Below are 26,401 nucleotides of genomic sequence, written 5' to 3' on the forward strand. Positions count from 1 at the left end.
GTGTAGAATGGCCTGCTTTTTGAACCGTCCTTTGACGATTACGACACGCAGTTCTCTGGAGAATTCTATGCGTAAGCATTACGCCTTGCTGGCAGCGGCACTGATCCTTCCTGCCCTGGCGCAGGCCGACGAAGCCACGATAAAAGAGGTTCATGATGCACCGGCAGTGAGGGGCAGCATTATCGCTAACCTGCTGGAGAAACACGATAACCCGTTCGTGCTTTATCCTTACGAAAATAACTACCTGCTTTATACCTACACCACAGATATGAACAAAGAGGCGATCTCTTCGTACAACTGGGCAGACAAAGCGAAAAATGATGAAGTAAAATTCCAGCTCAGCCTGGCATTTCCGCTGTGGCGCGGCATTTTAGGCGATAACTCAGTGCTGGCCGCATCCTATACTCAGCGTTCGTGGTGGCAGCTCTCAAACCGTGGCGCTTCATCGCCGTTCCGTGAAACCGATTATGAGCCGCAGATTTTCCTCGGCTGGGCGACCGATTACACCTTCGCCGGCTGGACGTTACGCGATGTGGAAACCGGCCTTGTCCATCAGTCGAACGGTCGCAGCGAACCGACCTCACGCAGCTGGAACCGTGTTTATGCCCGCTTAATGGCAGAAAACGGCAACCTTCTCGCGGAGATCAAACCCTGGTATCGTCTGCCAGAAAGTGAAAGCAATGACGATAACCCGGACATCACCAAATACATGGGTTACTACCGCGCTAAGCTTGGCTACATGATGGGCGACAGCATTTTCAGCGTGGAAGGTAACTACAACTGGAACAGCGGCTTCGGCGGTGCAACCTTCGCCTGGAGCTACCCAATCTCTGAACACGTGCGCTTTTACACGCAGGTCTTCAGCGGTTATGGTGAATCTTTGATCGACTATAACCATCGCCAGACGCGTTTCGGCGTGGGCGTAACGCTCAACGATCTGTTCTAACCCGTAAAAAAATACAGGATTACCGTGGCAACATCGGCAGTGCTCAATCAGGAAATGCTGGCGCAGCAGGTATTACAAGATACCTTCGGCTATCAGCAGTTCCGTCCCGGTCAGCAAAACATCATTGAAACTGCGCTTGCAGGGCGTGATTGTCTGGTAGTGATGCCAACCGGCGGCGGCAAATCGCTGTGCTATCAAATCCCGGCGCTGGTGCGTGAAGGGCTGACGCTGGTGGTTTCACCGCTGATTTCACTGATGAAAGATCAGGTTGATCAGCTGCTGGCCAACGGCGTCGCTGCGGCGTGCCTTAACTCGACGCAGACGCGTGAGCAGCAACAGCAGGTGTTTGCGGATTGCCGCAGCGGCAAGCTGAAGTTGCTGTATATCGCGCCTGAACGCCTGATGATGGACAACTTCCTCGACAGCCTGCACCAGTGGAATCCGGTGATGCTGGCGGTGGATGAAGCGCACTGTATTTCGCAATGGGGCCACGATTTCCGTCCGGAATATGGCTCGATCGGCCAGCTGCGTCAGCACTTCCCGCATCTGCCGGTAATGGCGTTAACCGCCACCGCCGATGAAACCACGCGTAACGATATCGCCCATCTGCTGCAGATGGACGATCCGCTGATTCAAATCAGCAGCTTTGACCGTCCGAATATTCGCTACACGCTGGTGGAGAAATTCAAACCCACCGAACAGTTACTGCGTTATGTGCAGGATCAGCGCGGCAAAAGCGGCATTATTTACTGTAACAGCCGTGCCAAAGTGGAAGACACTGCCGCGCGGCTGCAAAGTCGCGGCTTGAGTGTTGGCGCCTATCACGCCGGCATCGATAGCGCGCAGCGCGCCAGCGTGCAGGAAGCGTTTCAGCGTGATGACTTGCAAATTGTGGTCGCCACCGTGGCGTTCGGTATGGGCATCAACAAACCCAACGTGCGTTTTGTGGTGCACTTCGATATCCCGCGCAACATCGAATCCTATTATCAGGAAACCGGCCGCGCCGGACGAGATGGCCTGCCTGCCGAAGCGATGATGCTCTACGATCCGGCGGATATGGCGTGGCTGCGTAAATGTCTGGAAGAGAAAGTGCCCGGCCCGCTGCAGGATATTGAACGCCACAAGCTCAACGCGATGGGTGCATTTGCGGAAGCGCAAACCTGCCGTCGTCTGGTGCTGCTGAACTATTTCGGCGAAGGTCGCCAGCAGCAGTGCGACAACTGCGATATCTGCCTCGATCCGCCACGTCGCTACGACGGCTTGCTGGAAGCGCAAAAGGCGCTGTCGAGCATCTATCGTACCGGTCAGCGCTTTGGGATGGGCTATATTGTTGAAGTTTTGCGCGGTGCCAGTAATCAGCGTATCCGCGACAACGGCCACGATAAATTGCCAGTGTACGGTTTAGGCCGCGAACACAGCCATGAACACTGGATCAGCGTGCTGCGTCAGTTAATCCATCTCGGCATGGTGACGCAAAACATCGCCATGCACTCGGCATTGCAGTTGACTGAAGCGGCGCGTCCGATACTGCGTGCCGAGGTACCGCTGATGCTGGCAGTGCCGCGCATCGTTACGGTGAAAACACGTGGCAGCAGCTCGCCGAAAGTGCACAGCGGCAATTACGATCGTCAACTGTTTGCCAAGCTGCGTAAGCTGCGCAAAGCCATTGCCGACGAAGAGAACATTCCGCCTTACGTGGTATTTAACGATGCCACGCTGATTGAAATGGCAGAACAAATGCCGATTAGCGCGTCAGAAATGCTCAGCGTGAACGGCGTCGGTCATCGCAAACTGGAACGTTTTGGTAAACCGTTCCTGGTGATGATCAAAGAACATGTTGATGAAGGTTAAAGGAAAAAATTCATGCTGATGTTATTCGCTACCGTCGCGCTGGTGCATCTGGTTGCGCTGATGAGTCCTGGCCCGGACTTCTTCTTTGTGTCGCAAACGGCCGCGAGCCGATCGCGTAAAGAGGCGATGATGGGTGTACTGGGCATTACGTTAGGCATTGTGATTTGGGCTGGCGTCGCGCTGATGGGCCTGCATCTGATCCTCGAAAAAATGGCCTGGCTGCACGAGATTATTATGGTTGGTGGCGGATTATATCTGCTGTGGATGGGCTGGCAGCTGATGCGCTCGGCGCGTCAGCGTCATAAGCAGCCGCAAACGGAAGCGCCAGTGGTTGAGCTGCCGAAACGCGGCATGAGCTTCCTGAAAGGTTTTCTGACGAACTTGTCTAACCCTAAAGCGATCATCTACTTCGGTAGCGTGTTCTCGCTGTTCGTCGGCAACGACGTGGGCGCGATGGAGCGCTGGGGCTTATTCCTGCTGATTATTGGTGAGACGTTCGCGTGGTTTACGCTGGTGGCGGCGATTTTCGCCATGCCGTGGATGCGTGATAAGTATCAGCGGATGGCGAAGTGGGTGGATGGCATGGCGGGTGTATTGTTTGCCGGGTTTGGTATTCATCTGATTATTTCGCGATAAAGCCTGGTTTACTTGCCATTTCGGCACCGGGCAGTGCTCGCCCTCCTCACGTACTACGTGTACGCTGCGGGGTCTGCGCGCTGGCCGGCACCGAACTGGCTGCGCCACCGACGGCTTTGAGATCGGTGGCGATTTCCTCTAAGCCATTTTGCGGGCGCTGGCTAACAGCGCGCCTACCGCCATAAATAATCCACCAAAGGTACGGTTCAGCAGCTTCATCTGCTTCGGTCCTTTAATCCAACCGGCGATGCGTGTAGCCAGCGTGGCGTAACCAATCATCACGATGATATCGACCACGATGGTGGTGACGCCAAGTACCAAATACTGCATGAGCTGCGGCTGGTGCGGCTGAATAAACTGCGGGAACAGCGCGGCGAGAAACACGATGCTTTTCGGGTTGGTGAGATTCACCAGCACCGCACGCTTAAACAGGCGACGACGCGGCATCGCTTTGGCTACGGCATCAAGATCGATACCGCCCGCGGAACGCCATTGCTGAATCCCTAGCCACACCAGATAGGCTGCACCGGCCCACTTCAGCACTTCAAAGGCCAGCAGCGATTGGGAAAACAGCGCGCCCAAACCGGCGCCGACCAGCACGATATGAATGGCCAGGCCCAGCTGCAAACCGGTAATCGATGCCACCGCGCCGCGATAGCCGTGACTAATGCCGGTGCTCATGGTGTTAATCGCGCCGGAACCGGGCGAAAGGCTAAGGATGGTTGTGGTCAGCAAGTAGGTTAACCACCATTCAATGGTCATGTGTGACATTCCCTGAAGTTAGCGAAGTGTGACACAATACGACAGAAAATCGCGGCACGCTACGCAGCACTTGTGTGCCAATCACGTTTTTTTCAGGGGGACGGATGCAGCATCATAAACAGAGTTGGCTCGGGCGTGAGCGAGGCTTTTCGGCCTTTGCCACCGGTCCGCTGCTCGACTTCTGGCGTCGCCGTGAAGAGTGTGAATTCACCGGCGTCGGCAACCTGAAGATCCGCTACGTCCGTTTCACCTCACCGCAACATCGCCGTGTCATTCTGGTCGTGCCTGGCCGCATTGAAAGCTATATCAAGTATCCCGAACTGGCTTATGACCTTTTCCATTGCGGCTACGATGTGGTGATTCTCGATCATCGTGGTCAGGGACGATCCGAACGTCTGCTCGAAGATTCGCATCGCGGTCATGTGGTGGAATTTAGCGACTATGTTGACGATCTGGAAACACTGTATCTGAAAGAGATCATCAGCTCACATTATCAGCAGCGCTACGTGCTGGCCCACTCAATGGGTGGGGCGATTTTGGCACTGTTTCTGGCGCGTCAGCCGCAGGCGTTTCACGCCGCGGTATTTTCCGCACCGATGTTTGGTATTGTGCTGCCGCTGCCAGACTGGATGGCGCACCGCATTCTCGACTGGACAGAAAAACTGCCTGCGCTGCGTGAAGGTTACGCGCTGGGCACCGGCCGCTGGCGCGCGAATCCTTTTGGCATTAACCGCCTGACGCATAGTCGCGAACGCTATCGCCGCAACCTGCGTTTCTACGCCGATGACCCGGCCATTCGCGTGGGTGGACCGACCTATCATTGGGTGCGTGAAGGCGTACAGGCCGGGCGCAACATTTTTAGTCAGATAGCGAACATCACTACACCAACCTTGCTGCTGCAGGCCAGCGAAGATGATGTGGTAGATAACCGCTCACAGGATCTCTTTTGTACGGCGATGGCCGAAGCGGGGCATCCCTGCGCGGGCAACGCGCCGTATGTGATAACAGGAGCGCGTCATGAGATCTTGTTCGAAAAAGACGCGATGCGCGCCGAAGCGCTGAACGCAGTGGTGGATTTCTTCGAGCATCACGCTTAATCAATTTTATTTTCCGATATCAACACCCGAGGTTTACATGTATCACATCGTCGCATCCGACCTGGATGGCACGCTGCTCTCTCCGGAACACCGTTTAACCCCGTTCGCGCGTACTACGCTGCAGGAGCTGGTGGCGCGTGACATTCACTTTGTTTTTGCCACCGGCCGTCACTATATCGACGTCGGGCAGATGCGCGATAAGCTCGCCATTCCGGCTTACATGATCACGTCCAACGGCGCGCGCGTACACAACGCTGCTGGCGAACTGGTGTTCAGCCATAACCTTGATGCCGATATCGCCAGCGATCTGTATGGCCTGCAATATCATGATGAACACATCCTGACGCACGTCTATCGCGACGACGAATGGTTCATGAGCCGTCATCGTCCGGATGAACAGGACTATTTCCGCGAATCTGACTTCAACTATCAGGTTTACCAGCCAGGGATGCTGCCGACCGATGGCATCAGTAAAGTGTTCTTCACCTGTGAAGATCCGCAGCGTTTGATTCCGCTGGAACAGGCGATTGAAGCGCGCTGGGGCGATCGTGTGAATGTCAGCTTCTCACTGCCGACCTGTCTGGAAGTGATGGCGGGCGGCGTTTCGAAAGGTCATGCGCTGGAAGCTGTGTCTAAGCAGCTGGGTCACTCGCTGAAAGAGTGCATCGCCTTCGGCGACGGCATGAATGATGTGGAGATGCTGAGCATGTCAGGCAAAGGCTGCATCATGCGTAATGGCCAGCAGCGTCTGAAAGACACCTTGCCAACGCTGGAAGTGATTGGTAGCAATGCGGAAGATGCGGTGCCGCATACGCTGCGCAAGCTGTTCCTCGCGTAAAAAAATGGGCCGGCGATCACCGGCCCATACTCGTTATGCCATCTGTTTTTTGTGCTTATGCTCGCTCACCATGGTGAGCAGCAGCAGAATCACCGCCAGCACCGATCCGCCAATCATCACGATGAAGCCGCCATCCCAGCCGAAGTAATCGACGGTGTAGCCGACAATCGCACTCGCCGCCACCGATCCGCCAAGATAGCCAAACAGTCCGGTAAAGCCCGCCGCGGTTCCCGCCGCTTTTTTCGGTGCTAGCTCCAGCGCGTGCAAGCCAATCAACATCACCGGCCCGTAAATCAGGAAGCCGATCACAATCATGCACAGCATATCGATGCCGGGATTGCCCGGCGGGTTGAGCCAATAGACCACGGTGGCGATGGTCACCAGCGTCATAAAGAACACGCCAGTGGCGCCACGATTGCCTCGGAACACTTTGTCGGACATCCAGCCGCACAGCAGCGTGCCGGGGATGCCGGCATATTCGTAGAAGAAGTAGGCCCACGAGGACTTATCCAGCGTGAAGTGCTTCACCTCTTTCAGGTAGGTGGGCGACCAGTCGAGAATGCCGTAGCGCAGCAGGTAAACAAACACGTTGGCCAGCGCGATGTACCACAGCAGCTTATTAGGCAGAATGTACTGCATGAAAATCTGCTTCGCCGTCAGCTCCTGCTCGTGGTTCTCGTTGTAATCCGGCGGATAATCGTTCTTCCAGGCTTCAATCGGCGGTAATCCGCAGGATTGCGGCGTATCACGCATCAGGGCGAAAGCAAAGATCGCGATGATGATGGCGCCAAACGCCGGCATATACAGCGCTGCTTTCCAGTCGTTGAACCACGCCATACCGAGCAGGAACAGCAACGGTGGAATGCCGCCGCCGACGTTATGCGCGCAGTTCCACACCGAGACAATGCCGCCGCGCTCCTTCTGCGACCACCAGTGCACCATGGTGCGTCCGCAAGGCGGCCAACCCATGCCCTGGAACCAGCCGCACAGGAACAGCAGCACGAACATCACCATGATGCTCGATGTCGCCCACGGCACGAAGCCCATAAACAACATCACCGCCGCAGCGAGGATCAATCCGGCGGGCAAAAACACGCGTGGATTCGAGCGGTCCGACACTGAACCCATAATGAATTTCGAAAAGCCATACGCGATGGAAATACCCGACAACGCAAAACCGAGATCGCCGCGTGAAAAACCCTGCTCAACCAGATACGGCATGGCTAACGCAAAGTTCTTGCGCACTAAATAGTAAGCCGCATAGCCGAAGAAAATTCCCAGGAAAATTTGCCAGCGCAGACGACGATAGAGCGGATCGACACGATCATCTGCCACCTGGGGCCGATGCGGTGCAGGTTTGAAGATACTCAACATGAGTGTGGCCCTCCAGGGCGCGATATAGTTATGAGTTCCCAGCAGGTTGGGGCAATTACGGCAACGTTATAAACGGAAAGGTGATATTTCCATTTCGCGCAAAGAATAGTGATGGTCACGCACGGTTACTGTGATGTGTGACACATTTGTTACAGTTTGATGACGGTAAAGAGCGATAAAAACCAGTAAATGTTGTATTTCGCGCATTTTAGTGTGGTTAAAAAGCGAAGCGATGAGCATTAATTGACGCAATTTTGCGCTATTGTAAACCAGATAGTTCAGCTCAATAGCGACAGTTTGTTTACACTAGCGCCACTGTTCATTTTGGGATCGTTACCGTGCTGTTACTGATCGTTACCACCATTCTGTGGGCTTTTTCCTTCAGTTTAATCGGGGAATATTTGGCTGGGCAGGTGGACTCCTGGTTCTCCGTGCTGATGCGCTTAGCGCTCGCCGCTATCGTCTTCCTGCCATTCCTGCGCTGGCGTGGCTATCGTGCCTCAACCATCCTGCTGTATATGCTGGTGGGCATGCTGCAACTCGGCATCATGTATCTGCTGAGCTTTGAGGCTTACCTGTATCTGAGCGTCACGGAGTTTCTGCTGTTCACCGTCATGACGCCGCTGTATGTCACGCTGATTTACGATTTGCTCAGCCGACGTCCGCTGCGTATCGGCTATGCCTTCAGCGCTATGTTGGCAGTGATTGGCGCGGCGATTATTCGTTACGACAAAGTCAGCGATCATTTCTGGTTTGGCTTACTGTTGGTGCAGGCGGCGAATATCTGTTTTGCCATTGGTATGGTGGGCTACAAACGTCTGCAGGAAACCCGCCCAATGCCGCAGCACACCGCGTTTTCATGGTTCTATCTCGGTGCGGTGATCATCGCGGTCATTGCCTGGAGCCTGTGGGGCAATCCCAACAAACTGCCTACTACGTCGCTGCAGTGGGGCATTCTGGTGTGGTTGGGGGTTGCGGCTTCAGGTTTGGGCTACTTCATGTGGAACTACGGCGCAACGCAGGTGGATGCGGGCACCTTGGGCATTATGAACAATATGCATGTGCCGGCGGGTTTACTGGTGAACCTGGCGATTTGGCAGGAAACACCGCATTGGCCGAGTTTTATCGCCGGTGCTGCCGTAATCTTCGCCTCGCTTTATGTGCATAAACGCTGGGTGTTGGGCAAGAAAAGCGGCGCCTAAGTTAAAAGGGAAGGGATAGCGCGGCAGAGGAGCAAAGCATCCGAGCCATGGACAAAAACGCCGGGAGCGTTTTTGCACAATGCGAAGCGTTGGCCGCTTGCGGCCGAACCCCATGGATGGGGTGAGTACTCGCGAGGCTGATCCACAGGGAAGTGGTTTCCCTTTGCGATCTGCCGCGCTATCCCTGACCCGGCTAGAACCATGAAGCGATTAAGCCTTCTTAACCGGTCCCGGACGATGGATCATCGTCAAACCTTTCAGGAAATTACGCAGAATCTGGTCGCCGCATTCGCGGAAGTTCTTGTGTTCCGGGTTACGGAAAATTGCGCCCACCTCAGCCTGCGAAATCTTAAAGTTCGCTTTTAGCAACACATCCGGAATATCGGTGGTCTTCAGTGCAAAGGCGATACGCAGCTTCTTCATGAAAATATTATTATTCATGCGGCGCTCAATCGACGGTGCGGGTGCATCTTCACTCTTACCGCGACGATAAAAAATCAGACCGTTGAGGAAGTACCCCATCAACACATCCGGCAGCTTGCGAAACGCGGCATCGTCATCCTTCTTCATCCACGCCTGCACATCTTCCAGCGGCACTTCACTTCCCGCTAAGGCAAAAATCTCCACCACTTTGCTATCGCTCAAATCAAGCATATAGCGCACGCTGCGCAGAACATCGTTACTCATCATGGTGAAACTCTCTTGGTCGCGGGTTGAGGCGGCGCATTATAGAGCAGGCGGGGCAGGGATAACAGCGCGGGCGACTTTCGCCGCCCAGTAGCATCAGGAAGAGGTGCTCTGCAATGCGCCAGGACGTGCGGCATCGCGCACGAACGGCAGATGTTCACAGGCGTGTTGGCGGGCAAAACGTACGAAAGCTTCCAACACCGGCTGACGCTGCTCACCTTCGCGGACCGCGGCATACAGGCGGCTCCACAGCCCATCGCCCAGCGTCTTGGTGACCACCAAACCCTGCTGCTCAAAATTCTCTACCACCCAATGCGGTAGCGCGGCGATGCCCATGCCTGCCGACACCATCTGAATCAGCAACAGCGTATTATCTACGCTCTTCAAGGCTGGACTCACGCCCGCCGGCTGCAGGAAATGTCGCCACACATCCAAACGCTGGCGCTGCACCGGATAAATCATCAGCACCTCTTCAGCCATATCTTCCGGGGAAATATGATCAAGCTGCGCCAAAGGATGATCCGGCGCCATCACTAAACGCACTTCAAAATCGAACATCGGTGAATAGAACAACCCGCTGCGCGGCAAAATGTCGGAGGTCAACACCACATCCAGCTCGCCCTGCTGCAACGCCGGTTGGGGGTCAAAAGTCACGCCAGATTTGAAATCCATCACCACCTGCGGCCAGCTCTGACGAAAATTATTCAGCGCAGGCGTCAGCCACTGAATGCAGCTGTGACACTCGATGGCGATACGCAATGTGGTCTGATGCGGCTCATGGCACGCCTGCAAGGCTTGCTGAATCTGCGGCAAAACCTGCTCGGCCAGCTGCAACAAAATCTCTCCCTGCGGCGTAAAACGCAGCGGCTGGCTTTTACGCACAAACAGACGGAATCCCAGCCGCTGTTCCAGATCGCTGAACTGGTGGGACAACGCCGATTGCGTCTGATGAAGCTGTGAGGCGGCGGCGGCTAACGAGCCGGTATTCCGTAACGCCTGCAGCGTCCGCAGGTGTTTGAGTTCGATCATGAGAATCCTTCACATCGAGATTGAACAAATTGCGCTTGAGGAACATACAGTACCCGCAGATTATGGCGGTGTAAACATCTGGACGGCTAAACATCTCAAGCAAGCGTCGCGGCCACTTTACCTTTGTCCAGCCATACAGCTCAGCGAATGACCTCTTCTTTCGCTGGATGAACGTAAATCGGTTGTACCTAAAAGAATATCTGGAGAACAGCAAATGACCATTCTCAACCATACACTCGGTTTCCCGCGCGTCGGTCTGCGTCGTGAACTGAAAAAAGCACAGGAAAGCTATTGGGCAGATAAAAGCTCATAGGAAGAGCTGCTGGCCGTGGGTCGCGAACTGCGTGCTCGTCACTGGCAACAGCAGCAAGACGCGGGAGTGGATCTGCTGCCGGTTGGCGATTTCGCCTGGTACGATCATGTTCTGACCACCAGCCTGATGCTGGGTAATGTGCCAGCACGCCATCAAAACCATGATGGATCCGTCGATCTCGATACGCTCTTCCGCCTTGGCCGTGGCCGTGCACCTAGCGGTGAACCCGCTGCGGCGGCGGAAATGACCAAATGGTTTAACACCAATTATCACTACATGGTGCCGGAATTCACCCTCGGCCAGCGGTTCAAACTGACCTGGACCCAGCTGCTGGATGAGGTTGATGAAGCGTTGGCGCTCGGCCACAAGGTTAAACCGGTGCTGCTCGGCCCGGTAACCTATCTGTGGCTAGGTAAAGTGAAGGGCGAGCAGTTTGATCGTCTGTCACTGCTGAAAGATATTCTGCCCGTTTACCAACAGGTATTGGCTGAACTGAATAAACGCGATATCGCATGGGTACAAATCGATGAGCCAGCACTGGCGCTGGAGCTGCCAGCAACGTGGCGCGATGCCTTCAAACCGGCTTACGAGGCGCTGCAAGGTGAAAGCAAACTGCTGCTGACGACCTACTTCGACAGCATCGGCCAGAACCTTGACGTGATTAAAGCGCTGCCGGTGCAAGGTCTGCACGTCGACCTGGTTCACGGTAAAGATGATATCCAGCAGCTGAACCAGCAGATCCCGGCAGATTGGCTGCTTTCGGTGGGTGTTATCAACGGTCGCAACGTCTGGCGTGCGGATCTCAGCAGCTGGTTTGAACGGCTGCAGCCGTTGGTTGGCCAGCGTAAACAGCTGTGGATCGGTTCGTCCTGCTCACTACTGCATAGCCCAATCGATCTGAGCGTGGAAACGCGGCTGGATGAAGAGGTGAAAAGCTGGTTCGCCTTTGCCCTGCAGAAATGCACTGAGCTGTCGCTGTTGAGCAAGGCGCTAAATAACCATGATGCTGCTTCACTGGTGGAGTGGAGCGCGCCGATTCGTGCGCGTGCCAACTCAACACGCGTTCACAATCCCGTGGTCGGCGAGCGTCTGGCGAGAATCCAGGCCAAAGACATCGAGCGCGCCAGCAACTATACCGAGCGTGCGAAAGCGCAGCGTAACCGCTTTAATCTGCCGGCGTGGCCAACCACTACGATTGGTTCATTCCCGCAGACGACGGAAATTCGCGGCCTGCGCCTCGAGTTCAAAAAAGGCAACATTGATGGCGGCAACTACCGCACCGGCATCGCAGAACATATCAAACAGGCTATCGTTGAGCAGGAACGGTTGGGGCTGGACGTGCTGGTGCACGGTGAAGCTGAACGTAACGACATGGTGGAATACTTTGGCGAAAATCTCGCCGGCTTCGTATTCACCCAGAACGGCTGGGTGCAGAGCTACGGTTCTCGCTGCGTAAAACCGCCAGTTATCATCGGCGACGTCAGCCGTCCTGCCGCGATCACCGTTGAGTGGGCCAAATACGCGCAATCACTGACCGACAAACCGGTTAAAGGCATGCTGACCGGTCCGGTAACCATTCTCTGCTGGTCGTTCCCACGTGAAGATGTGAGCCGTGAAACCATTGCGAAACAGATTGCGCTGGCGCTGCGTGACGAAGTGGCAGATCTGGAAAAAGCCGGCATCGGCATCATTCAGATTGATGAACCCGCGCTGCGCGAAGGTCTGCCGCTGCATCAGTCCGATTGGGCGGCGTATCTGACATGGGCAGTTGATGCTTTCCGTCTGAATGCCGCGGTGGCGCAAGACGACACGCAAATTCACACTCATATGTGTTACTGCGAGTTCAATGACATCATGGACTCCATCGCCGCACTGGATGCCGACGTTATCACCATCGAAACCTCACGTTCCGATATGGATCTGCTGGATACGTTTAAAGAGTTCGACTATCCCAATGAGATTGGTCCGGGCGTTTACGATATCCACTCACCGAACGTACCGAGCGTGGAGTGGATGGAAGCGTTGCTGCGCAAAGCGGCGCAAAGCATCCCGGAAGAACGTCTGTGGGTTAACCCGGATTGTGGCCTGAAAACGCGTGGCTGGACGGAAACCCGTCAGGCACTGGCAAACATGGTCAAAGCGGCGCAGAACCTGCGGGGTGAAACGGCTTAGTAGCCGCAAATGTGATTGGGGCGCATACGCGCCCCTTTTTATTACGCGTTCGGTGCCACGCCATACTGCGCGAACCACGCCAGCATACGTTGCCAGCCATCTTTGGCGGAATCGGCGTGATAGCTCGCACGGTAATCCGCGTTGAAAGCGTGGCCGGCATCCGGATACACCACGATCTCCGCTTTGGCATTGGCGGCATGCAGCGCCTGACGCATCTTATCAATGCTCTCCAGTGGAATGCTGTCATCCTGACCGCCATAAAGGCCCAGCACGGGCGCATTCAGGTCCACCGCAATATCGATCGGATGTTTCTGCTGCTTCAGCGTCTTCTCACCCTCTAAGCGGCCATACCACGCCACAGCGGCTCGCACTTGAGGATTGTGCGCGGCAAACAGCCAGCTAATGCGTCCGCCCCAGCAGAAGCCGGTAATTGCCAGGCGACGCGCATCGCCACCATGACTTGCCGCCCAGTTAGCCACATGATCGAGGTCGGACAGTACCTGCGTATCCGGAACCTTGCTCACCAACTCTTTAAACAGCGTGGGAATGTCGTTGTAATCGTTGGGATCGCCTTCGCGGAAATAGAGCTCAGGGGCGATCGCCAGATAGCCTTCCAGCGCCAAACGCCGGCAAACATCGCGGATATGCTCATGCACACCGAAAATCTCCTGCACGACTAACACCACTGGCAATGTGCCTTGGTACTCTTTTGGCCGGGCATAGTAGGCGGGCAAATTTTCGCCCTGGCTTGGAACCGAGGTCTCGCCAGCATGAATCGCGTCGCTGGCGGTAATAATCGTGCTGCTTGCGGTGGGCTGAACGGCCGGTGCAAAGCCGCCGGGTGCCGTTTTTTGTGCCATATTGTCTTCGGTTTTCATGGTTCTCTCCGTGCTAGCAAATGCGCAATCACGTAACTATAGCCTGGCTGGTCAAGCAAGGCTGACGTAGGGTGCAGAGGGATTTTTTTCACGTGTGCTGCTTCTCTATTAACATTGCCATCAGTACTTACACAGCACCGCTTGTAGCAATTCAGAATTGCAGCGCACTAATGTGTGATGTAAATCACAAAATATTTTTATGATAATGTAAGTTTCATTATTGATAGTGAAATTAGTCACATAATTATGTTTCCTGCTCACGTAGAGTGGCGCGCACATCCCCTATTTATCAGGAGTCTGATATGGCCCAGTCTGACGTTTTCCATCTTGGCATCACCAAAGCTTCCCTAAAAGGAGCCACGCTGGCCATCGTTCCCGGCGATCCTGAGCGCGTGAAGAAAATCGCCGCGCTGATGGAGAATCCACAGCATCTGGCTTCGCATCGTGAATTCACCACCTATCTGGCGGAAGTCGATGGTAAACCGGTGGTGGTGTGTTCAACCGGTATCGGCGGACCTTCAACCTCGATTGCGGTAGAAGAGCTGGCGCAACTCGGTGTGCGCACCTTCCTGCGCGTTGGCACCACCGGCGCCATTCAGCCGCATATTAATGTCGGTGATGTGCTGGTCACCACGGCGTCTGTCCGCCTTGACGGTGCCAGCCTGCACTTCGCACCGATGGAGTTCCCGGCCGTGGCCGATTTCACCTGCACCACCGCGCTGGTTGCCGCAGCGGAAGCCTGCGGTGCCAAAACGCACATTGGCATTACCGCGTCCTCTGACACCTTCTATCCGGGGCAGGAACGCTATGACACCTTCTCTGGTCGCGTGGTGAAGCGCTTCCAGGGCTCAATGGATGAGTGGCAGCAAATGGGCGTCCTTAACTATGAGATGGAATCCGCTACACTGTTAACCATGTGCGCCAGTCAGGGACTGCGTGCCGGCATGGTGGCTGGCGTCATCGTGAACCGTACGCAAAAAGAGATTCCGGATGCGGTGACCATGAAGCAGACCGAAAGTGATGCGGTGAAAATTGTGGTAGAAGCCGCGCGTCGCTTAATTTAGTGCGCCATTCAAGGGATGAATTCGAGACCAGGCTTATAGGGAGCTCAGCAATTGCCTGATTAGAATGCGCGCAATTTCAGCAGCTACTGAGAAATTTCTTATGCGCAAAATGGTTTCTGTCTCACGTCCTAATTTCATGAATAATCCCGCTACTGCGCAATCACGCGTTGAGGGCGCAGCAGCGAGATTTCGTCAGGCCATGGCGGCTCATAACTATCCCCTCGCTCGTCAGTGCTGTGAAGAAGTGCTGCGCGTGTTGCCAAATCACATGCAGGTGCTCAGCGACTACGCGTTAACCTTAATGCGCGTGGGCGAGCACAAGAAATCCTACAAGATTTACCAGAAGATCTATCAGGCCCCGGCCGCGCAGCGCGCGCAGGCGTCGGAAACCTGGCTGGATGGATTGACCGAAGTCTGCGGTTGGCTTGATAAGCAGGATGAAGTGGCGCGTTACGGCCTCGAATCGCTGCAGAAATCCGATGTGATCTTCAGTAAAGGCCAGAAAGTGGCGTATCCCTCAGACGTACCGCCACCGATCAATCGCCATAACCCGACAGAAAACATCATCTCCTTCAGCCTCTACGGTGGCCAGCCACGCTACTGCGAAACGCTGATTAAGAACATCGAAGTGGCGCGCGAGTTCTATCCTGACTGGATCTGCCGCATCTATCTTGACGATAGCGTCCCGCAGCACGTGTGGCAGCGTCTGACGCAGCCGAACACCCAGCTGGTGGATATGTCCCAGGAAAAAGCTATCTTCCCCACGCTGTGGCGCTTTTTAGTGATGGACGATCCCAGCGTTAAACGTTACATCGTGCGTGACGCCGATTCATTACTCTCCGAGCGTGAAGTGGTTGCGGTTGAAGCCTGGCTGGACTCCCCATTCTGGTTCCATCACATGCGCGATTACTTCTCGCATACCGAACTGCTGCTAGCGGGTATGTGGGGCGGTTGTCATGGCGTGTTCCACAATGTTGAACAGCAGATGCGTGACTTTATCGCCCAGTACCAAGGCAGCGAACGCTTTACCGACCAGTATTTTCTTAAAGTGGCGTTGTGGCCAACGGTGCGTGAAAGCTTGCTGAGTCACGACGATATTTTTCACTTCCATCAGGCGCAGCCCTGGCCAGCGCATCAACCGATTCGCTGGCAAACCGATAGCTTCCACGTCGGCAGCAACGCCGGTTTTGCTAGCATGGCCGGTAAAGTTGAAAATGCGGAAAACGGTTGCCAGCAGGTTGAGATCACCTACGGCGGCCAAAGTTGGACCTATCCAGCAAAAATCAAGGATGAAACCGAATGGTTACTTCCGATGCCGTTCTTCCTGATTGACGCGTGGAAAGCCGGCGATTTGACCGTAAAAGCCCTGTAAATAAAATCTGGACATTCATACAGTACCCCTCTACCTTTTCCCTCAGCGAGACGATCCGCGGGGGGATTATGGATCAGCAACTTATCATTAGCGGCGCGCTGGCGCTGGCCGGTTTAGGCATTGGCTGGATCATTGCCCAGCTGCGCGCCGGTCATCAGCATGCCAGCTTCACGACCGAGCGTCGTCTGTTGGAAGAGGCGCAGCAGCGCCAACATCAGCAGATCGAACATTTACAACAGCAAATCCAGCAACGTGAGCAGGAGATGCGCCAATTGCACGGCGCGCTCAGCGGTGCGCAGGAACGTTTGCAGCAGCTCGATTACTGGCGCGGCGAGAGCGAACAGCTCAGTCGTGAATTGCGTAATCAGCTGGAAGTTAATAGCGCGCAGGAAGCGGAGTTGCGCGAAGTGACCATCCGTCTTGAAGAGACACGCTACGGCGCTGAAGAGAAACAGCGCCTGCTCACCAACAGCGAACAGCGACTCAGCGCGCAGTTTGAAAATCTGGCCAACCGCATCTTTGAAAACAGCGGGCGCCGCGTCGATGAACAAAACCGTCAAAGCCTGAACAGTCTGATTGGCCCGCTGCGTGAACAGCTGGATGGTTTCCGCCGTCAGGTGACTGACAGCTTTGGGCTGGAAGCGCGTGAACGCCACACGCTGACGCATGAAATTCGCCAGCTGCAGCAGCTCAACGCGCAGATGGCGCAGGAAGCGGTCAATCTCACCAAAGCGCTAAAAGGTGACAATAAAATCCAGGGCAACTGGGGCGAAGTGGTGCTAAGCCGCGTGCTGGAAGCCTCTGGACTGCGTGAAGGCTATGAATACCAAACGCAGGTAAGCGTTCAGCTGGAGCAGCAGGGCAGGATGCAACCAGATGTGATTGTCCGTTTGCCGCAGGGCAAAGATGTGGTGATCGACGCGAAGATGACGTTGGTCGCTTACGAGCGCTATTTCAACGCCGATGATGAAGCCACGCGCGAGCAGGCCATTCAGGAGCACGTCAACGCCATGCGTGGACACATTCGCTTGCTAAGCCGAAAAGATTACCAACAATTGCCCGGTTTACGCTCTCTGGATTATGTGTTGATGTTTATCCCGGTGGAACCGGCATTTCTGCTCGCGATCGATCGTCAGCCAGAGCTGATCAGCGAAGCGCTGCAGCAGAACATCATGCTGGTCAGCCCAACTACGCTGCTGGTGGCGCTGCGCACCATCAACAATCTCTGGCGTTATGAACATCAAAGCCGCAACGCACAGCGCATCGCCGATCGGGCAACGCGGCTGTATGACAAAATGCGGCTGTTCGTCGATGACATGAGCGGTATCGGTCACAATCTTGATAAGGCGCAGCAAAGCTATCATCAGGCGATGAAAAAGCTGTCTGAAGGACGCGGCAATCTGATTGCGCAAAGTGAAGCTTTCCGCTCGCTTGGTGTGGAGATCAAACGGCCGATCAATCCGCAGTTGGTGGAACAGGCGCAGCCGGAAGAGGCGGATGAAGATTGGGCAGACGATCCCAACGTTGATGAAAGCGTTTCAGATTCGACAACGGACTCGCTGCGCCGCATCAACGAATAGCACGGTGGTCGCGTGCTCGTGTAGCGCGACTCTGATACACTTCGGCAAGAATTGTTTGTGGAACAGGTAAAACCGATGGCAGATGAATCACAGCAGGAAACTACCCATTTTGGCTTCCAGACCGTCGCGAAAAGCGAAAAGGCCGATAAAGTCGCGGACGTGTTTCACTCCGTCGCGGCAAAATATGACCTGATGAACGATTTGATGTCGTTTGGCATCCATCGTGTCTGGAAGCGTTTTACCATTGACAGCAGCGGTGTGCGCCGCGGTCAGCGCGTGTTGGATCTGGCGGGTGGTACCGGCGATCTGACGGCTAAATTCTCTCGTCTGGTGGGCGAAACCGGCCAGGTTGTGTTGGCTGATATCAACAGCTCAATGCTGAAGATGGGCCGCGAAAAGCTGCGTAATCTCGGCGTGTCGGGTAATGTCAGCTATGTTCAGGCGAACGCCGAAGCGCTGCCGTTCCCGGATAACTATTTCGATTGCATCACCATCTCGTTCGGTTTGCGTAACGTCACCGAAAAAGAGAAAGCGCTGGCGTCGATGTTCCGCGTGCTGAAGCCGGGCGGACGCCTGCTGGTGCTGGAATTCTCCAAGCCGCTGCTGGAGCCGCTGAGCAAGGCTTACGACACCTATTCATTCCATATTCTGCCGCGTATTGGCCAGCTGGTGGCGCAAGATGCTGAAAGCTATCGTTATCTGGCAGAGTCGATTCGTATGCATCCCGATCAGGAAACCCTGAAAGCGATGATGAATGATGCCGGCTTTGAAAATACCACCTACTTCAATATGACTGGCGGTATTGTCGCGCTGCATCGCGGATTTAAATTTTAATCCATCATGACTTTAACTCCTCTCATCACCGGCGGTCTTGAGACCGCCCTGAACCGTGTTCTCTATCGCGATCGCAGCCTGAAAGCCGCGCGCCAGCGTCTGGCGGGCAAGGTGTTGCTGCTGCGTCTGCAAGAGCTCGATTTTCCTTTAGTGCTGGTGTTTAGCGAATCACAACTTGATGTACTGAGTGATTGGCAGGATAGCAGCGACTGCACAGTGAGTTTGCGTGTCAGCACCTTGCCGAAACTGCGCGATCGCCAGCAGCTCACCAGCTTGATCAGAAGCGGTGAACTGGAGGTGGACGGAGATTTGCAGGTGGTACAGCAATTCTCTGCGCTGATGGATCTCGCCGAGCTTGATCCGGCCGAATATCTCGCGCCGTGGATTGGCGACATCGCCGCGCAAGGGGTAAGCCAGGCCGCACAGCAGGCGCTGAGATTCGTGCAGCAGCAGGTTATGCGCCGCCAGGATTATCTTGGCCAGGCGCTGACGGAAGAGTGGCGCGTCGCGCCGGGTGCTCTGGAACTGGCATGGTTCTGCGAGGAAGTGGAAGCGATGGAACGTTCGCTCAATGCATATGAAACGCGTTTGGCACAGCTGGAGGCGAAATGACGCTGGGAGAAATTCGGCGCTTATATTTCATCATCAAGATCTTTCTCACTTATGGCCTTGATGAACTGATTCCCCGCATGCGCTTCACGCTGCTGTTACGCCTGTGGCGGCGCTGCATCTTCTGGATCCCTAACCAACACAAAGACGCCTCGCCTGGCGTGCGCATCCGTTTAGCCATGGAGCAGCTTGGTCCGGTGTGGATCAAGTTCGGTCAAATGCTCTCCACGCGACGCGATCTGTTCCCGCCAGCGATTGCCGATGAGCTTGCCGTGCTGCAGGACCGCGTGGCGCCGTTTGATGGCGTCAAAGCGAAGCAGCAGATTGAACAGTCGATTGGCGGCCCGGTGGAAACCTGGTTTGAAGACTTCGACATTAAACCGCTGGCCTCTGCATCTATTGCACAGGTGCACACCGCCACGTTGAAGTCCAACGGCCGCGCCGTGGTGATCAAAGTGATTCGTCCCGATATCCTGCCGGTGATCAAAGCGGACATGCGGTTGATTTATCGTCTGGCGCGTTGGGTGCCGCGTTTGCTGCCGGATGGACGTCGTCTGCGTCCGCTGGAAGTGGTACGCGATTACGAAAAAACCCTGATTGATGAGCTGAATCTGCTGCGTGAAGCGGCCAACGCCATCCAGCTGCGTCGTAACTTCGACCAAAGCCGCATGCTTTACGTACCCGAAGTGTTCTCTGATTACTGCAGTGAATCAATGATGGTAATGGAGCGCATTTACGGCATTCCGATCTCGGATATCGCCACGCTGGAGCAGCACGGCGTCAATATGAAGTTACTGGCAGAGCGCGGCGTGCAGGTGTTCTTCACCCAGGTGTTCCGCGACAGCTTCTTCCATGCCGACATGCATCCTGGCAATATCTTCGTCAGCTACGATCACCCAGAAGATCCACAGTACATCGGCATCGACTGCGGTATTGTCGGTTCACTGAATAAAGAAGATAAGCGCTATCTGGCGGAAAACTTTATCGCCTTCTTTAATCGCGATTACCGCAAAGTGGCTGAGCTGCATGTGGATTCAGGCTGGGTGCCGCTGGATACTAACGTTGAAGATTTTGAGTTTGCCATTCGTACCGTGTGTGAGCCGATTTTCGAAAAACCGCTGGCTGAGATCTCCTTCGGTCACGTGTTACTGAATCTGTTTAATACCGCGCGTCGCTTCAATATGGAAGTGCAGCCGCAGCTGGTGCTGCTGCAGAAGACGTTGCTGTATGTCGAAGGGATTGGTCGCCAGCTCTATCCTCAGCTCGACTTGTGGAAAACCGCCAAGCCGTTCCTGGAAGATTGGATCAAAGATCAGATTGGTATCCCGGCAATAATGCGTGCGGTGAAAGAGAAAGCGCCGTACTGGGCGGAAAAACTGCCGGAGTTGCCGGAGCTATTTTACGACAGTATGCGCCAGCACAAATTATTGAAGCACAGCGTCGATAAACTCGTCACCGATTTAAACGTACAGCGCACACGAAATCATCAGGCGCGCTATCTGTTTGGCGTAGGAGCTACACTGTTATTAAGTGGCACCGCCGTACTGTTAAGTCGACCGGATTGGGATTTCTTCCCGGCGCTTTTAATGGCTGCCGGCATCGTCACCTGGCTTATTGGCTGGCGCAAGACAAACTGATTGTCTGCCTGGTTCAAATCGCGTAATGTCGCAAGCTAAAGCCCGAAATCATACGGGCTTTCTGTGCGTTACAGTCAACAGTTTTTCACAGAATATTAGAGGCATATCTCATGGGCGGTATCAGTATTTGGCAATTGTTAATCATTGCCGTCATTGTTGTTCTTCTGTTCGGTACCAACAAACTTCGCAACCTGGGTTCGGATTTGGGTTCTTCTATCCGCGGCTTCAAAAAAGCCATGGGCGATGAAGACGATAAAAAGGATCAACCGAAAGAGCAGGACGCTGACTTCAACGCCAAAACTCTGGCAGACAAACAGCAAACCTCGGCGACTAAAGACGACGCCCGGAACGACAAGCAGGTATAACTGTGTTCGACATTGGTTTTAGTGAACTGGTATTGGTGTTCGTGATCGGGCTGATTGTGCTTGGCCCGCAGCGATTACCGGTTGCGGTGAAAACCGTCGTCGGCTGGATCAGAGCCATTCGCTCGCTGGCCGCGAATGTACAAAACGAACTGGCACAGGAGCTGAAACTGCAGGAATTGCAGGACAGCCTGAAAAAGGTGGAAGAGGCGGGTCGTGGCACGCTGTCACCGGAGCTGAAAGAGTCGATGGAAGAACTGCGTAAAACCGCCGACTCAATGAAGCGCTCCGTGCAGCAGAGTATCGATCTCGAAAAAGAGGAAGATGAAGCCAACACCATTCATCAGACTCCGCCAGCAGTAGCGCAGCCGGCTACTTCCCCTGCGGTCACGCCTGCTGCTGCAGAACATCAAACCAGTGCCGCAGCACAGGTTCCGCAGCCAGTTGACGTAACTTCTGCAGTGGATAATCCTCCCGTCGCCAGTGCCCCGCAAAGCACTGCGAAGATTTCTCTCGTAAAAGATGAACGATAAACATGGCCGTTGAAGATACCCAACCGCTCATTAGCCATCTGATTGAGCTGCGTAAGCGTTTGTTGAATTGCATCATCGCTGTTTTAGTCATCTTTCTGTGTCTGGTCTACTTCGCCAATGACATTTACCATCTGGTAGCGTCACCATTGATTAGCCAGATGCCGGCTGGTGCGAGCATGATCGCCACCGACGTAGCATCACCCTTCTTCACGCCAATTAAGCTCACCATTATTGTCTCGGTGTTTCTTGCCGTGCCGGTGATTTTGTATCAGGTGTGGGCGTTTGTCGCGCCAGCGCTCTATCGTCACGAGCGTAAACTGGTAATGCCGCTGCTGTTCTCCAGTACGCTGCTGTTCTACGTCGGCGTGGCGTTTGCGTATTTCATCGTGTTCCCGCTGGCGTTTGGTTTCTTCGCCAAAACGGCACCGCAAGGCGTGACCATCGCCACGGATATCACCAATTATCTCGACTTCGTCATGACCATTTTCATGGCCTTTGGCGTGGCGTTTGAGGTGCCGATTGCCATTGTGCTGCTGTGCTGGACAGGCATTACTTCACCTGACGATCTGAGAAAGAAACGTCCGTATATGCTGGTTGGCGCCTTCGTCGTTGGGATGTTGCTCACACCGCCGGATGTTTTCTCCCAAACTTTGCTCGCTATTCCGATGTACTGCCTGTTTGAAGTCGGCGTATTCTTCTCCCGCTACTATGTGGGTAAAGGGCGTCAGTCTTCGGATGAGGAACAGAATACCGAATCCTGATGTCTTTTAAGCAGGGCACCCGCCAGCAAGCGGGAAGAGAATGAATCTAAACCGCCTAACCGGGCGGTTTTTTATTGGGGAGAAAACATGTTTGATATCGGTGTAAACCTGACCAGCACGCAATTCGCAAAAGATCGCGAGCAGGTTGTGAAACGTGCGCGCGAAGCAGGCGTCACCGGCCTGTTAATTACCGGCACTAACGCGCTGGAGAGCCAGCAGGCACGTCAGCTGGCGGCATTACACGCCGGCTACTGCTGGTCGACGGCGGGCGTTCATCCGCATCATGCCAGTGAATGGTCGGTGGAAACGGCGAATACCTTGCGTCGTCTCGCGGAAAGCGCCCAGGTTGTCGCCATCGGCGAATGCGGCCTGGATTTTAACCGCAATCTTTCGGCCCACGATCAACAGGAGTACGCCTTTGATGCGCAGCTCGCACTGGCTGCAGAACTGCAGCTGCCGGTATTTCTTCATTGTCGTGAAGCGCACGATCGTTTTGTGGCGGTGCTTGAGCCGTGGCTGCCAAAACTGGTGGGCGCGGTGGTGCACTGCTTTACCGGTACGCGTGATGAGCTGCAAGCGTGCCTGGCACTCGGGTTGTCAGTAGGCATTACCGGTTGGGTGTGCGACGAACGTCGCGGTATGGAACTGCGCGAATTGCTGCCGTTGATTCCGGCTGAGCGTCTGTTACTGGAAACCGACGCACCCTATTTACTGCCGCGCGATATGCATCCACGTCCCACTTCGCGCCGCAATGAGCCGTGCTTCCTGCCGCACATTGTGCAGCAAGTGGCGAACTGGCGTGGAGAAGAGGCGGAAGCGCTGGGCGCGCAGGTCAATCGCAACGCGCGTCAACTTTTTAAGCTGGCCTAAAGCTTGCGGAACTGCTTGTTATCCACGCTGCGCATCACCTGTTTGTTCAGCATGTTCAGCAGCAGAACGGAGCGCGTTTCACCATCCGGCTCGGCAAAAATCGCGCGCAGTCCTTCGAAGGTGCCATCGGTGATGATCACTTCATCACCGCTCTGCGGCGTTTCCGGATCTAACACGATCTGCGGCGCGTCGGTTTGTAGCGCTTCGATCACATCGTGCGATACGGTAGCCGGCATGGCGCCGAAGCGCACGAAGTGGCTGACGCCGCGCGTGCTGCTGATGGTGGTGGTGTGAATCGCTTCGGGATCGAACTCGATAAACAAATAATTGGGGAACAGCGGCTCACTCACGGTGGTGCGTTTACCGCGCACAATCTTCTCCAAAGCGATCATTGGGCTCAGGCAATTCACCGCTTGCCGCTCAAGATGCTCTTTCGCGCGCAACAGTTGTCCACGTTTGCAATAGAGTAAGTACCAGGATTCCATAACTGCTCCCAAAGAATGGACGCTAAGAATATCAAACCTGCTGACAGAGTTATAGCGCATCGGCGGAGGGAAACCCTGTGCTGAAAAAAATTCACTGCGAATTTTCTGATTGATGCGGCTAATTAACGCTTTCGTGCAAGAAAATTGACGGCTGGCGACCATCTGTATCAGACTCCATCCCCATCTTTCGATTGAAAAGGAGTGGCCGATGGAACTGTTCCTGTTAAGTAACGGCAAAGTGGCCGAGGATGCGCCGCTGTTGAGTTACGCCCACCCGCAGCTACACGCGATGATCGCCCAGCGCGGCATTACGTCGGCGGTGCTGGTGCCCTACGCGATTATTCGTGGCGATCATGCGCAACGCGCGCAAGATTTGTCAGATTCATTAGGCATTGAAGTGCGCACGGTGCATGAGTTTACCTCCCCCGTCGCGGCGATTGAGCAAGCCGAGCTGATTCTGGTGAGCGGCGGAAATACCTGGTTCCTCAATCAAATGCTGCATGAACATGGCTTGATCGTCGCGATTCAACGCGCGGTGCGCGAGCGTGATGTGCCTTACGTCGGCTGGAGCGCCGGTTGCAACGTGGCAACGCCTTCTATCCGCACCACCAATGACATGCCGGTGCGCAGCAGCGTGGTGTTGCCTGCGCTGGGCTTGTTCCCGGTGCAGATCAATCCGCATTATCTTGATGCGCACGTCAGCGGCCATATGGGCGAAACGCGCGATGAGCGCCTGGCTGAGTTTTGCGCCGTTAACCCGCATGAATCGGTGATTGCGTTACGCGAAGCCAGTTTCCTACACGTGAGTGAAAATCGCCTGCGCTACTACAGCGCCCGCGGCGAAGACTTTAAAGTGTTCCGCCACGGCGAGCCGATTGCGGCGTATCACGATGTGCTGGCGATTCAGTCGCTGGTGCCGTTTTCCTGTCAGCCAGCCTGACTCAGAAACCTCAACATGCTAGCGTGAAACGCACCTATAATGGCGCTTCACTCTGGCCGGAAAGCTAAAGCCGCATGAAATATCAGGATTTACGAGACTTCCTCGCGTTACTCGAACAGCGTGGAGAGTTAAAGCGCATCACTCAGGAGATCGATCCTGAGCTGGAGATGACCGAAATTGCCGATCGCACGCTGCGTGCCGGCGGCCCAGCGCTGCTGTTTGAAAACCCGAAAGGGTACGACATGCCGGTGCTGTGTAATCTGTTCGGCACGCCAAAACGCGTGGCGATGGGCATGGGCCAGGAAGAGGTGAGTGCGCTGCGCGAAGTGGGCAAACTGCTGGCATTTTTGAAGGAACCGGAGCCGCCGAAAGGCTTCCGCGATCTGTTTGATAAAATGCCGCAGTTCAAGCAAGTGCTGAATATGCCAACCAAGCGCTTGCGCAATGCGCCTTGCCAGGAAGAGATTTTTAGCGGCGATGACGTCGATCTGTCACGCATCCCGGTGATGAAATGCTGGCCAGGCGATGCCGCGCCGCTGATCACCTGGGGATTAACCGTCACGCGTGGCCCGCATAAAGAGCGCCAGAATCTCGGCATCTATCGCCAGCAGGTGATCGGCAAAAATCGCCTGATTATGCGTTGGCTGTCGCATCGCGGCGGCGCGCTCGATTTCCAGGAGTGGTGCAAAGCGCATCCGGGCGAACGTTTTCCGGTATCTGTCGCGCTCGGGGCCGACCCGGCGACCATTCTCGGCGCGGTGACGCCGGTGCCCGACACGCTCTCTGAATATGCCTTCGCCGGTTTGCTGCGTGGCAACAAAACCGAAGTGGTAAAGTGCATCTCTAACGAGCTTGAAGTGCCGGCGAGCGCAGAGATTGTGCTGGAAGGTTACATTGAGCCGGGCGATGTGGCACCGGAAGGGCCATACGGCGATCACACGGGATACTACAATGAAGTAGACAGTTTCCCGGTGTTTACCGTGACGCACGTAACGCAACGTCGCAATCCGATTTATCATTCAACCTATACTGGGCGTCCACCGGATGAACCGGCCGTGTTGGGCGTGGCGCTGAATGAAGTGCTGGTGCCGATCCTGATCAAGCAGTTCCCGGAGATTGTTGATTTCTATCTGCCGCCGGAAGGCTGTTCTTATCGCCTCGCGGTGGTGACGATTAAGAAACAGTATGCCGGTCACGCCAAGCGCGTGATGTTTGGCGTGTGGTCGTTCCTGCGTCAGTTCATGTACACCAAGTTTGTGATTGTATGTGACGACGACGTCAACGCGCGTGACTGGAATGATGTGATTTGGGCGATTACTACGCGCATGGATCCAGCACGCGATACGGTGCTGGTTGAGAACACGCCAATCGATTATCTCGACTTTGCCTCGCCGGTTTCCGGCTTAGGTTCGAAGATGGGACTTGATGCCACCAATAAGTGGCCGGGCGAAACCACGCGCGAATGGGGCACGCCGATTGTCAAAGATCCGGCCGTTACGGCGCGCATTGACGCCATTTGGGATGAATTAGCAATCTTTGCCGAGCCGCCGCAGCGCTAAAAGCGGCAGA

General features: G+C 55.0%; 24 protein-coding genes and 1 pseudogene. 19 read left to right on the plus strand and 6 right to left on the minus strand.

The features are described 5' to 3' along the window. The first annotated feature begins 67 nt into the window (after nt 1-67). The 3 genes from pldA to rhtC are packed head-to-tail and all read left to right on the plus strand — an operon-like array spanning nt 68 to nt 3,433. Nucleotides 68-946, plus strand: coding sequence for a phospholipase A (gene pldA / locus WH298_RS10530; protein ID WP_009127855.1), 879 nt, complete (start codon nt 68-70; stop codon nt 944-946). Nucleotides 947-970: 24 nt separating this feature from the next. Continuing rightward, a complete protein-coding gene (gene recQ / locus WH298_RS10535) occupies nt 971-2,797 on the plus strand; it encodes an ATP-dependent DNA helicase RecQ (protein ID WP_180822824.1) in 1,827 nt (608 codons plus the stop codon). A 12-nt stretch (nt 2,798-2,809) separates the two neighbouring features. Further along, the gene (gene rhtC, locus WH298_RS10540; RefSeq protein ID WP_049852317.1) at nt 2,810-3,433 is read left to right on the plus strand and encodes a threonine export protein RhtC; all 624 of its coding nucleotides are present in this window, start codon (nt 2,810-2,812) and stop codon (nt 3,431-3,433) included. Between the two features lie 138 nt (nt 3,434-3,571). Here rhtC and rhtB read toward each other — a convergent pair whose 3' ends face one another. Then, a complete protein-coding gene (gene rhtB / locus WH298_RS10545; RefSeq protein WP_009127860.1) occupies nt 3,572-4,195 on the minus strand; it encodes a homoserine/homoserine lactone efflux protein in 624 nt (207 codons plus the stop codon). 104 nt (nt 4,196-4,299) lie between these two features. Between rhtB and pldB the strand changes: the two genes are divergently transcribed. Both pldB and yigL read left to right on the plus strand, forming a co-directional pair. After that, nucleotides 4,300-5,292, plus strand: a complete 993-nt coding sequence (gene pldB, locus WH298_RS10550; protein WP_009127862.1) for a lysophospholipase L2 — start codon at nt 4,300-4,302, stop codon at nt 5,290-5,292. Between the two features lie 37 nt (nt 5,293-5,329). Beyond that, a complete protein-coding gene (yigL, locus tag WH298_RS10555; protein WP_009127864.1) occupies nt 5,330-6,130 on the plus strand; it encodes a sugar/pyridoxal phosphate phosphatase YigL in 801 nt (266 codons plus the stop codon). Between the two features lie 33 nt (nt 6,131-6,163). Here yigL and glpT read toward each other — a convergent pair whose 3' ends face one another. After that, nucleotides 6,164-7,504, minus strand: coding sequence for a glycerol-3-phosphate transporter (glpT, locus tag WH298_RS10560; protein ID WP_049852319.1), 1,341 nt, complete (start codon nt 7,502-7,504; stop codon nt 6,164-6,166). A 338-nt stretch (nt 7,505-7,842) separates the two neighbouring features. Between glpT and WH298_RS10565 the strand changes: the two genes are divergently transcribed. Further along, the gene (locus WH298_RS10565; protein ID WP_009127869.1) at nt 7,843-8,706 is read left to right on the plus strand and encodes a carboxylate/amino acid/amine transporter; all 864 of its coding nucleotides are present in this window, start codon (nt 7,843-7,845) and stop codon (nt 8,704-8,706) included. Between the two features lie 210 nt (nt 8,707-8,916). Here the strand turns inward: WH298_RS10565 and WH298_RS10570 are convergent, their stop codons facing one another. Beyond that, the gene (locus WH298_RS10570; protein WP_009127872.1) at nt 8,917-9,396 is read right to left on the minus strand and encodes a YehS family protein; all 480 of its coding nucleotides are present in this window, start codon (nt 9,394-9,396) and stop codon (nt 8,917-8,919) included. A 93-nt stretch (nt 9,397-9,489) separates the two neighbouring features. Continuing rightward, nucleotides 9,490-10,422 carry an HTH-type transcriptional regulator MetR gene (metR, locus tag WH298_RS10575; RefSeq protein ID WP_180822825.1) on the minus strand — a complete coding sequence of 311 codons (933 nt, stop codon included), beginning with the start codon at nt 10,420-10,422 and terminating at the stop codon, nt 9,490-9,492. A 214-nt stretch (nt 10,423-10,636) separates the two neighbouring features. Here metR and metE point away from each other — a divergent pair. After that, nucleotides 10,637-12,907: pseudogene (gene metE / locus WH298_RS10580) on the plus strand (5-methyltetrahydropteroyltriglutamate--homocysteine S-methyltransferase). 41 nt (nt 12,908-12,948) lie between these two features. On the opposite strand, the gene WH298_RS10585 reads toward metE, so the two are convergent. Continuing rightward, complete coding sequence (locus tag WH298_RS10585) at nt 12,949-13,785, minus strand: dienelactone hydrolase family protein (protein WP_049852321.1); 837 nt, start codon at nt 13,783-13,785, stop codon at nt 12,949-12,951. 302 nt (nt 13,786-14,087) lie between these two features. On the opposite strand from WH298_RS10585, the gene udp reads away from it, so the two are divergent. From udp to tatD, 10 genes are all read left to right on the plus strand, one after another. Next, a complete protein-coding gene (gene udp / locus WH298_RS10590) occupies nt 14,088-14,849 on the plus strand; it encodes a uridine phosphorylase (RefSeq protein ID WP_180822826.1) in 762 nt (253 codons plus the stop codon). A gap of 100 nt (nt 14,850-14,949) precedes the next feature. Further along, entirely contained in the window at nt 14,950-16,221 is a 1,272-nt protein-coding gene (locus tag WH298_RS10595; RefSeq protein WP_180822827.1) for a tetratricopeptide repeat protein, read from the plus strand. A 68-nt stretch (nt 16,222-16,289) separates the two neighbouring features. Then, nucleotides 16,290-17,801 carry a DNA recombination protein RmuC gene (gene rmuC / locus WH298_RS10600; protein WP_049852323.1) on the plus strand — a complete coding sequence of 504 codons (1,512 nt, stop codon included), beginning with the start codon at nt 16,290-16,292 and terminating at the stop codon, nt 17,799-17,801. 75 nt (nt 17,802-17,876) lie between these two features. After that, a complete protein-coding gene (gene ubiE, locus WH298_RS10605; RefSeq protein WP_008105805.1) occupies nt 17,877-18,635 on the plus strand; it encodes a bifunctional demethylmenaquinone methyltransferase/2-methoxy-6-polyprenyl-1,4-benzoquinol methylase UbiE in 759 nt (252 codons plus the stop codon). A 6-nt stretch (nt 18,636-18,641) separates the two neighbouring features. Then, complete coding sequence (ubiJ, locus tag WH298_RS10610) at nt 18,642-19,247, plus strand: ubiquinone biosynthesis protein UbiJ (protein ID WP_180822828.1); 606 nt, start codon at nt 18,642-18,644, stop codon at nt 19,245-19,247. Next, nucleotides 19,244-20,881 carry a ubiquinone biosynthesis regulatory protein kinase UbiB gene (gene ubiB, locus WH298_RS10615; RefSeq protein WP_009127891.1) on the plus strand — a complete coding sequence of 546 codons (1,638 nt, stop codon included), beginning with the start codon at nt 19,244-19,246 and terminating at the stop codon, nt 20,879-20,881. Before ubiJ ends, ubiB begins: the two co-directional genes overlap by 4 nt. 110 nt (nt 20,882-20,991) lie before the next feature. Then, nucleotides 20,992-21,246 carry a Sec-independent protein translocase subunit TatA gene (gene tatA, locus WH298_RS10620; RefSeq protein WP_009127893.1) on the plus strand — a complete coding sequence of 85 codons (255 nt, stop codon included), beginning with the start codon at nt 20,992-20,994 and terminating at the stop codon, nt 21,244-21,246. A 2-nt stretch (nt 21,247-21,248) separates the two neighbouring features. After that, complete coding sequence (tatB, locus tag WH298_RS10625; protein WP_180822829.1) at nt 21,249-21,776, plus strand: Sec-independent protein translocase protein TatB; 528 nt, start codon at nt 21,249-21,251, stop codon at nt 21,774-21,776. 2 nt (nt 21,777-21,778) lie between these two features. Continuing rightward, nucleotides 21,779-22,537: a Sec-independent protein translocase subunit TatC gene (gene tatC, locus WH298_RS10630; protein ID WP_009127897.1), complete on the plus strand. Its 759-nt coding sequence runs from the start codon at nt 21,779-21,781 to the stop codon at nt 22,535-22,537. A gap of 87 nt (nt 22,538-22,624) precedes the next feature. Then, entirely contained in the window at nt 22,625-23,407 is a 783-nt protein-coding gene (gene tatD, locus WH298_RS10635) for a 3'-5' ssDNA/RNA exonuclease TatD (RefSeq protein ID WP_180822830.1), read from the plus strand. Here tatD and rfaH read toward each other — a convergent pair. Continuing rightward, nucleotides 23,404-23,892: a transcription/translation regulatory transformer protein RfaH gene (gene rfaH, locus WH298_RS10640; protein ID WP_036621224.1), complete on the minus strand. Its 489-nt coding sequence runs from the start codon at nt 23,890-23,892 to the stop codon at nt 23,404-23,406. The two genes, tatD and rfaH, sit on opposite strands and share 4 nt — an antisense overlap. A gap of 208 nt (nt 23,893-24,100) precedes the next feature. Between rfaH and pepE the strand changes: the two genes are divergently transcribed. Together pepE and ubiD are read left to right on the plus strand one after the other, a co-directional pair. Next, a complete protein-coding gene (gene pepE, locus WH298_RS10645) occupies nt 24,101-24,832 on the plus strand; it encodes a dipeptidase PepE (RefSeq protein ID WP_009127903.1) in 732 nt (243 codons plus the stop codon). A 74-nt stretch (nt 24,833-24,906) separates the two neighbouring features. After that, nucleotides 24,907-26,391, plus strand: a complete 1,485-nt coding sequence (gene ubiD, locus WH298_RS10650; protein ID WP_009127904.1) for a 4-hydroxy-3-polyprenylbenzoate decarboxylase — start codon at nt 24,907-24,909, stop codon at nt 26,389-26,391. Nucleotides 26,392-26,401: the final 10 nt, after the last annotated feature.

Source organism: Pantoea nemavictus, assembly GCF_037479095.1.
Taxonomy (GTDB): domain Bacteria; phylum Pseudomonadota; class Gammaproteobacteria; order Enterobacterales; family Enterobacteriaceae; genus Pantoea; species Pantoea nemavictus.

Excerpts from the sequence above, each read along its gene's own strand:
- pldA (WP_009127855.1), top strand. The coding sequence starts at position 68 with ATGCGTAAGCATTACGCCTTGCTGGCAGCGGCACTGATCCTTCCTGCC.
- rhtC (WP_049852317.1), top strand. The coding sequence starts at position 2,810 with ATGCTGATGTTATTCGCTACCGTCGCGCTGGTGCATCTGGTTGCGCTG.
- rhtB (WP_009127860.1), bottom strand. The coding sequence starts at position 4,195 with ATGACCATTGAATGGTGGTTAACCTACTTGCTGACCACAACCATCCTT.
- pldB (WP_009127862.1), top strand. The coding sequence starts at position 4,300 with ATGCAGCATCATAAACAGAGTTGGCTCGGGCGTGAGCGAGGCTTTTCG.
- yigL (WP_009127864.1), top strand. The coding sequence starts at position 5,330 with ATGTATCACATCGTCGCATCCGACCTGGATGGCACGCTGCTCTCTCCG.
- glpT (WP_049852319.1), bottom strand. The coding sequence starts at position 7,504 with ATGTTGAGTATCTTCAAACCTGCACCGCATCGGCCCCAGGTGGCAGAT.
- WH298_RS10570 (WP_009127872.1), bottom strand. The coding sequence starts at position 9,396 with ATGATGAGTAACGATGTTCTGCGCAGCGTGCGCTATATGCTTGATTTG.
- metR (WP_180822825.1), bottom strand. The coding sequence starts at position 10,422 with ATGATCGAACTCAAACACCTGCGGACGCTGCAGGCGTTACGGAATACC.
- WH298_RS10585 (WP_049852321.1), bottom strand. The coding sequence starts at position 13,785 with ATGAAAACCGAAGACAATATGGCACAAAAAACGGCACCCGGCGGCTTT.
- udp (WP_180822826.1), top strand. The coding sequence starts at position 14,088 with ATGGCCCAGTCTGACGTTTTCCATCTTGGCATCACCAAAGCTTCCCTA.
- WH298_RS10595 (WP_180822827.1), top strand. The coding sequence starts at position 14,950 with ATGCGCAAAATGGTTTCTGTCTCACGTCCTAATTTCATGAATAATCCC.
- rmuC (WP_049852323.1), top strand. The coding sequence starts at position 16,290 with ATGGATCAGCAACTTATCATTAGCGGCGCGCTGGCGCTGGCCGGTTTA.
- ubiE (WP_008105805.1), top strand. The coding sequence starts at position 17,877 with ATGGCAGATGAATCACAGCAGGAAACTACCCATTTTGGCTTCCAGACC.
- ubiJ (WP_180822828.1), top strand. The coding sequence starts at position 18,642 with ATGACTTTAACTCCTCTCATCACCGGCGGTCTTGAGACCGCCCTGAAC.
- ubiB (WP_009127891.1), top strand. The coding sequence starts at position 19,244 with ATGACGCTGGGAGAAATTCGGCGCTTATATTTCATCATCAAGATCTTT.
- tatA (WP_009127893.1), top strand. The coding sequence starts at position 20,992 with ATGGGCGGTATCAGTATTTGGCAATTGTTAATCATTGCCGTCATTGTT.
- tatC (WP_009127897.1), top strand. The coding sequence starts at position 21,779 with ATGGCCGTTGAAGATACCCAACCGCTCATTAGCCATCTGATTGAGCTG.
- tatD (WP_180822830.1), top strand. The coding sequence starts at position 22,625 with ATGTTTGATATCGGTGTAAACCTGACCAGCACGCAATTCGCAAAAGAT.
- rfaH (WP_036621224.1), bottom strand. The coding sequence starts at position 23,892 with ATGGAATCCTGGTACTTACTCTATTGCAAACGTGGACAACTGTTGCGC.
- pepE (WP_009127903.1), top strand. The coding sequence starts at position 24,101 with ATGGAACTGTTCCTGTTAAGTAACGGCAAAGTGGCCGAGGATGCGCCG.
- ubiD (WP_009127904.1), top strand. The coding sequence starts at position 24,907 with ATGAAATATCAGGATTTACGAGACTTCCTCGCGTTACTCGAACAGCGT.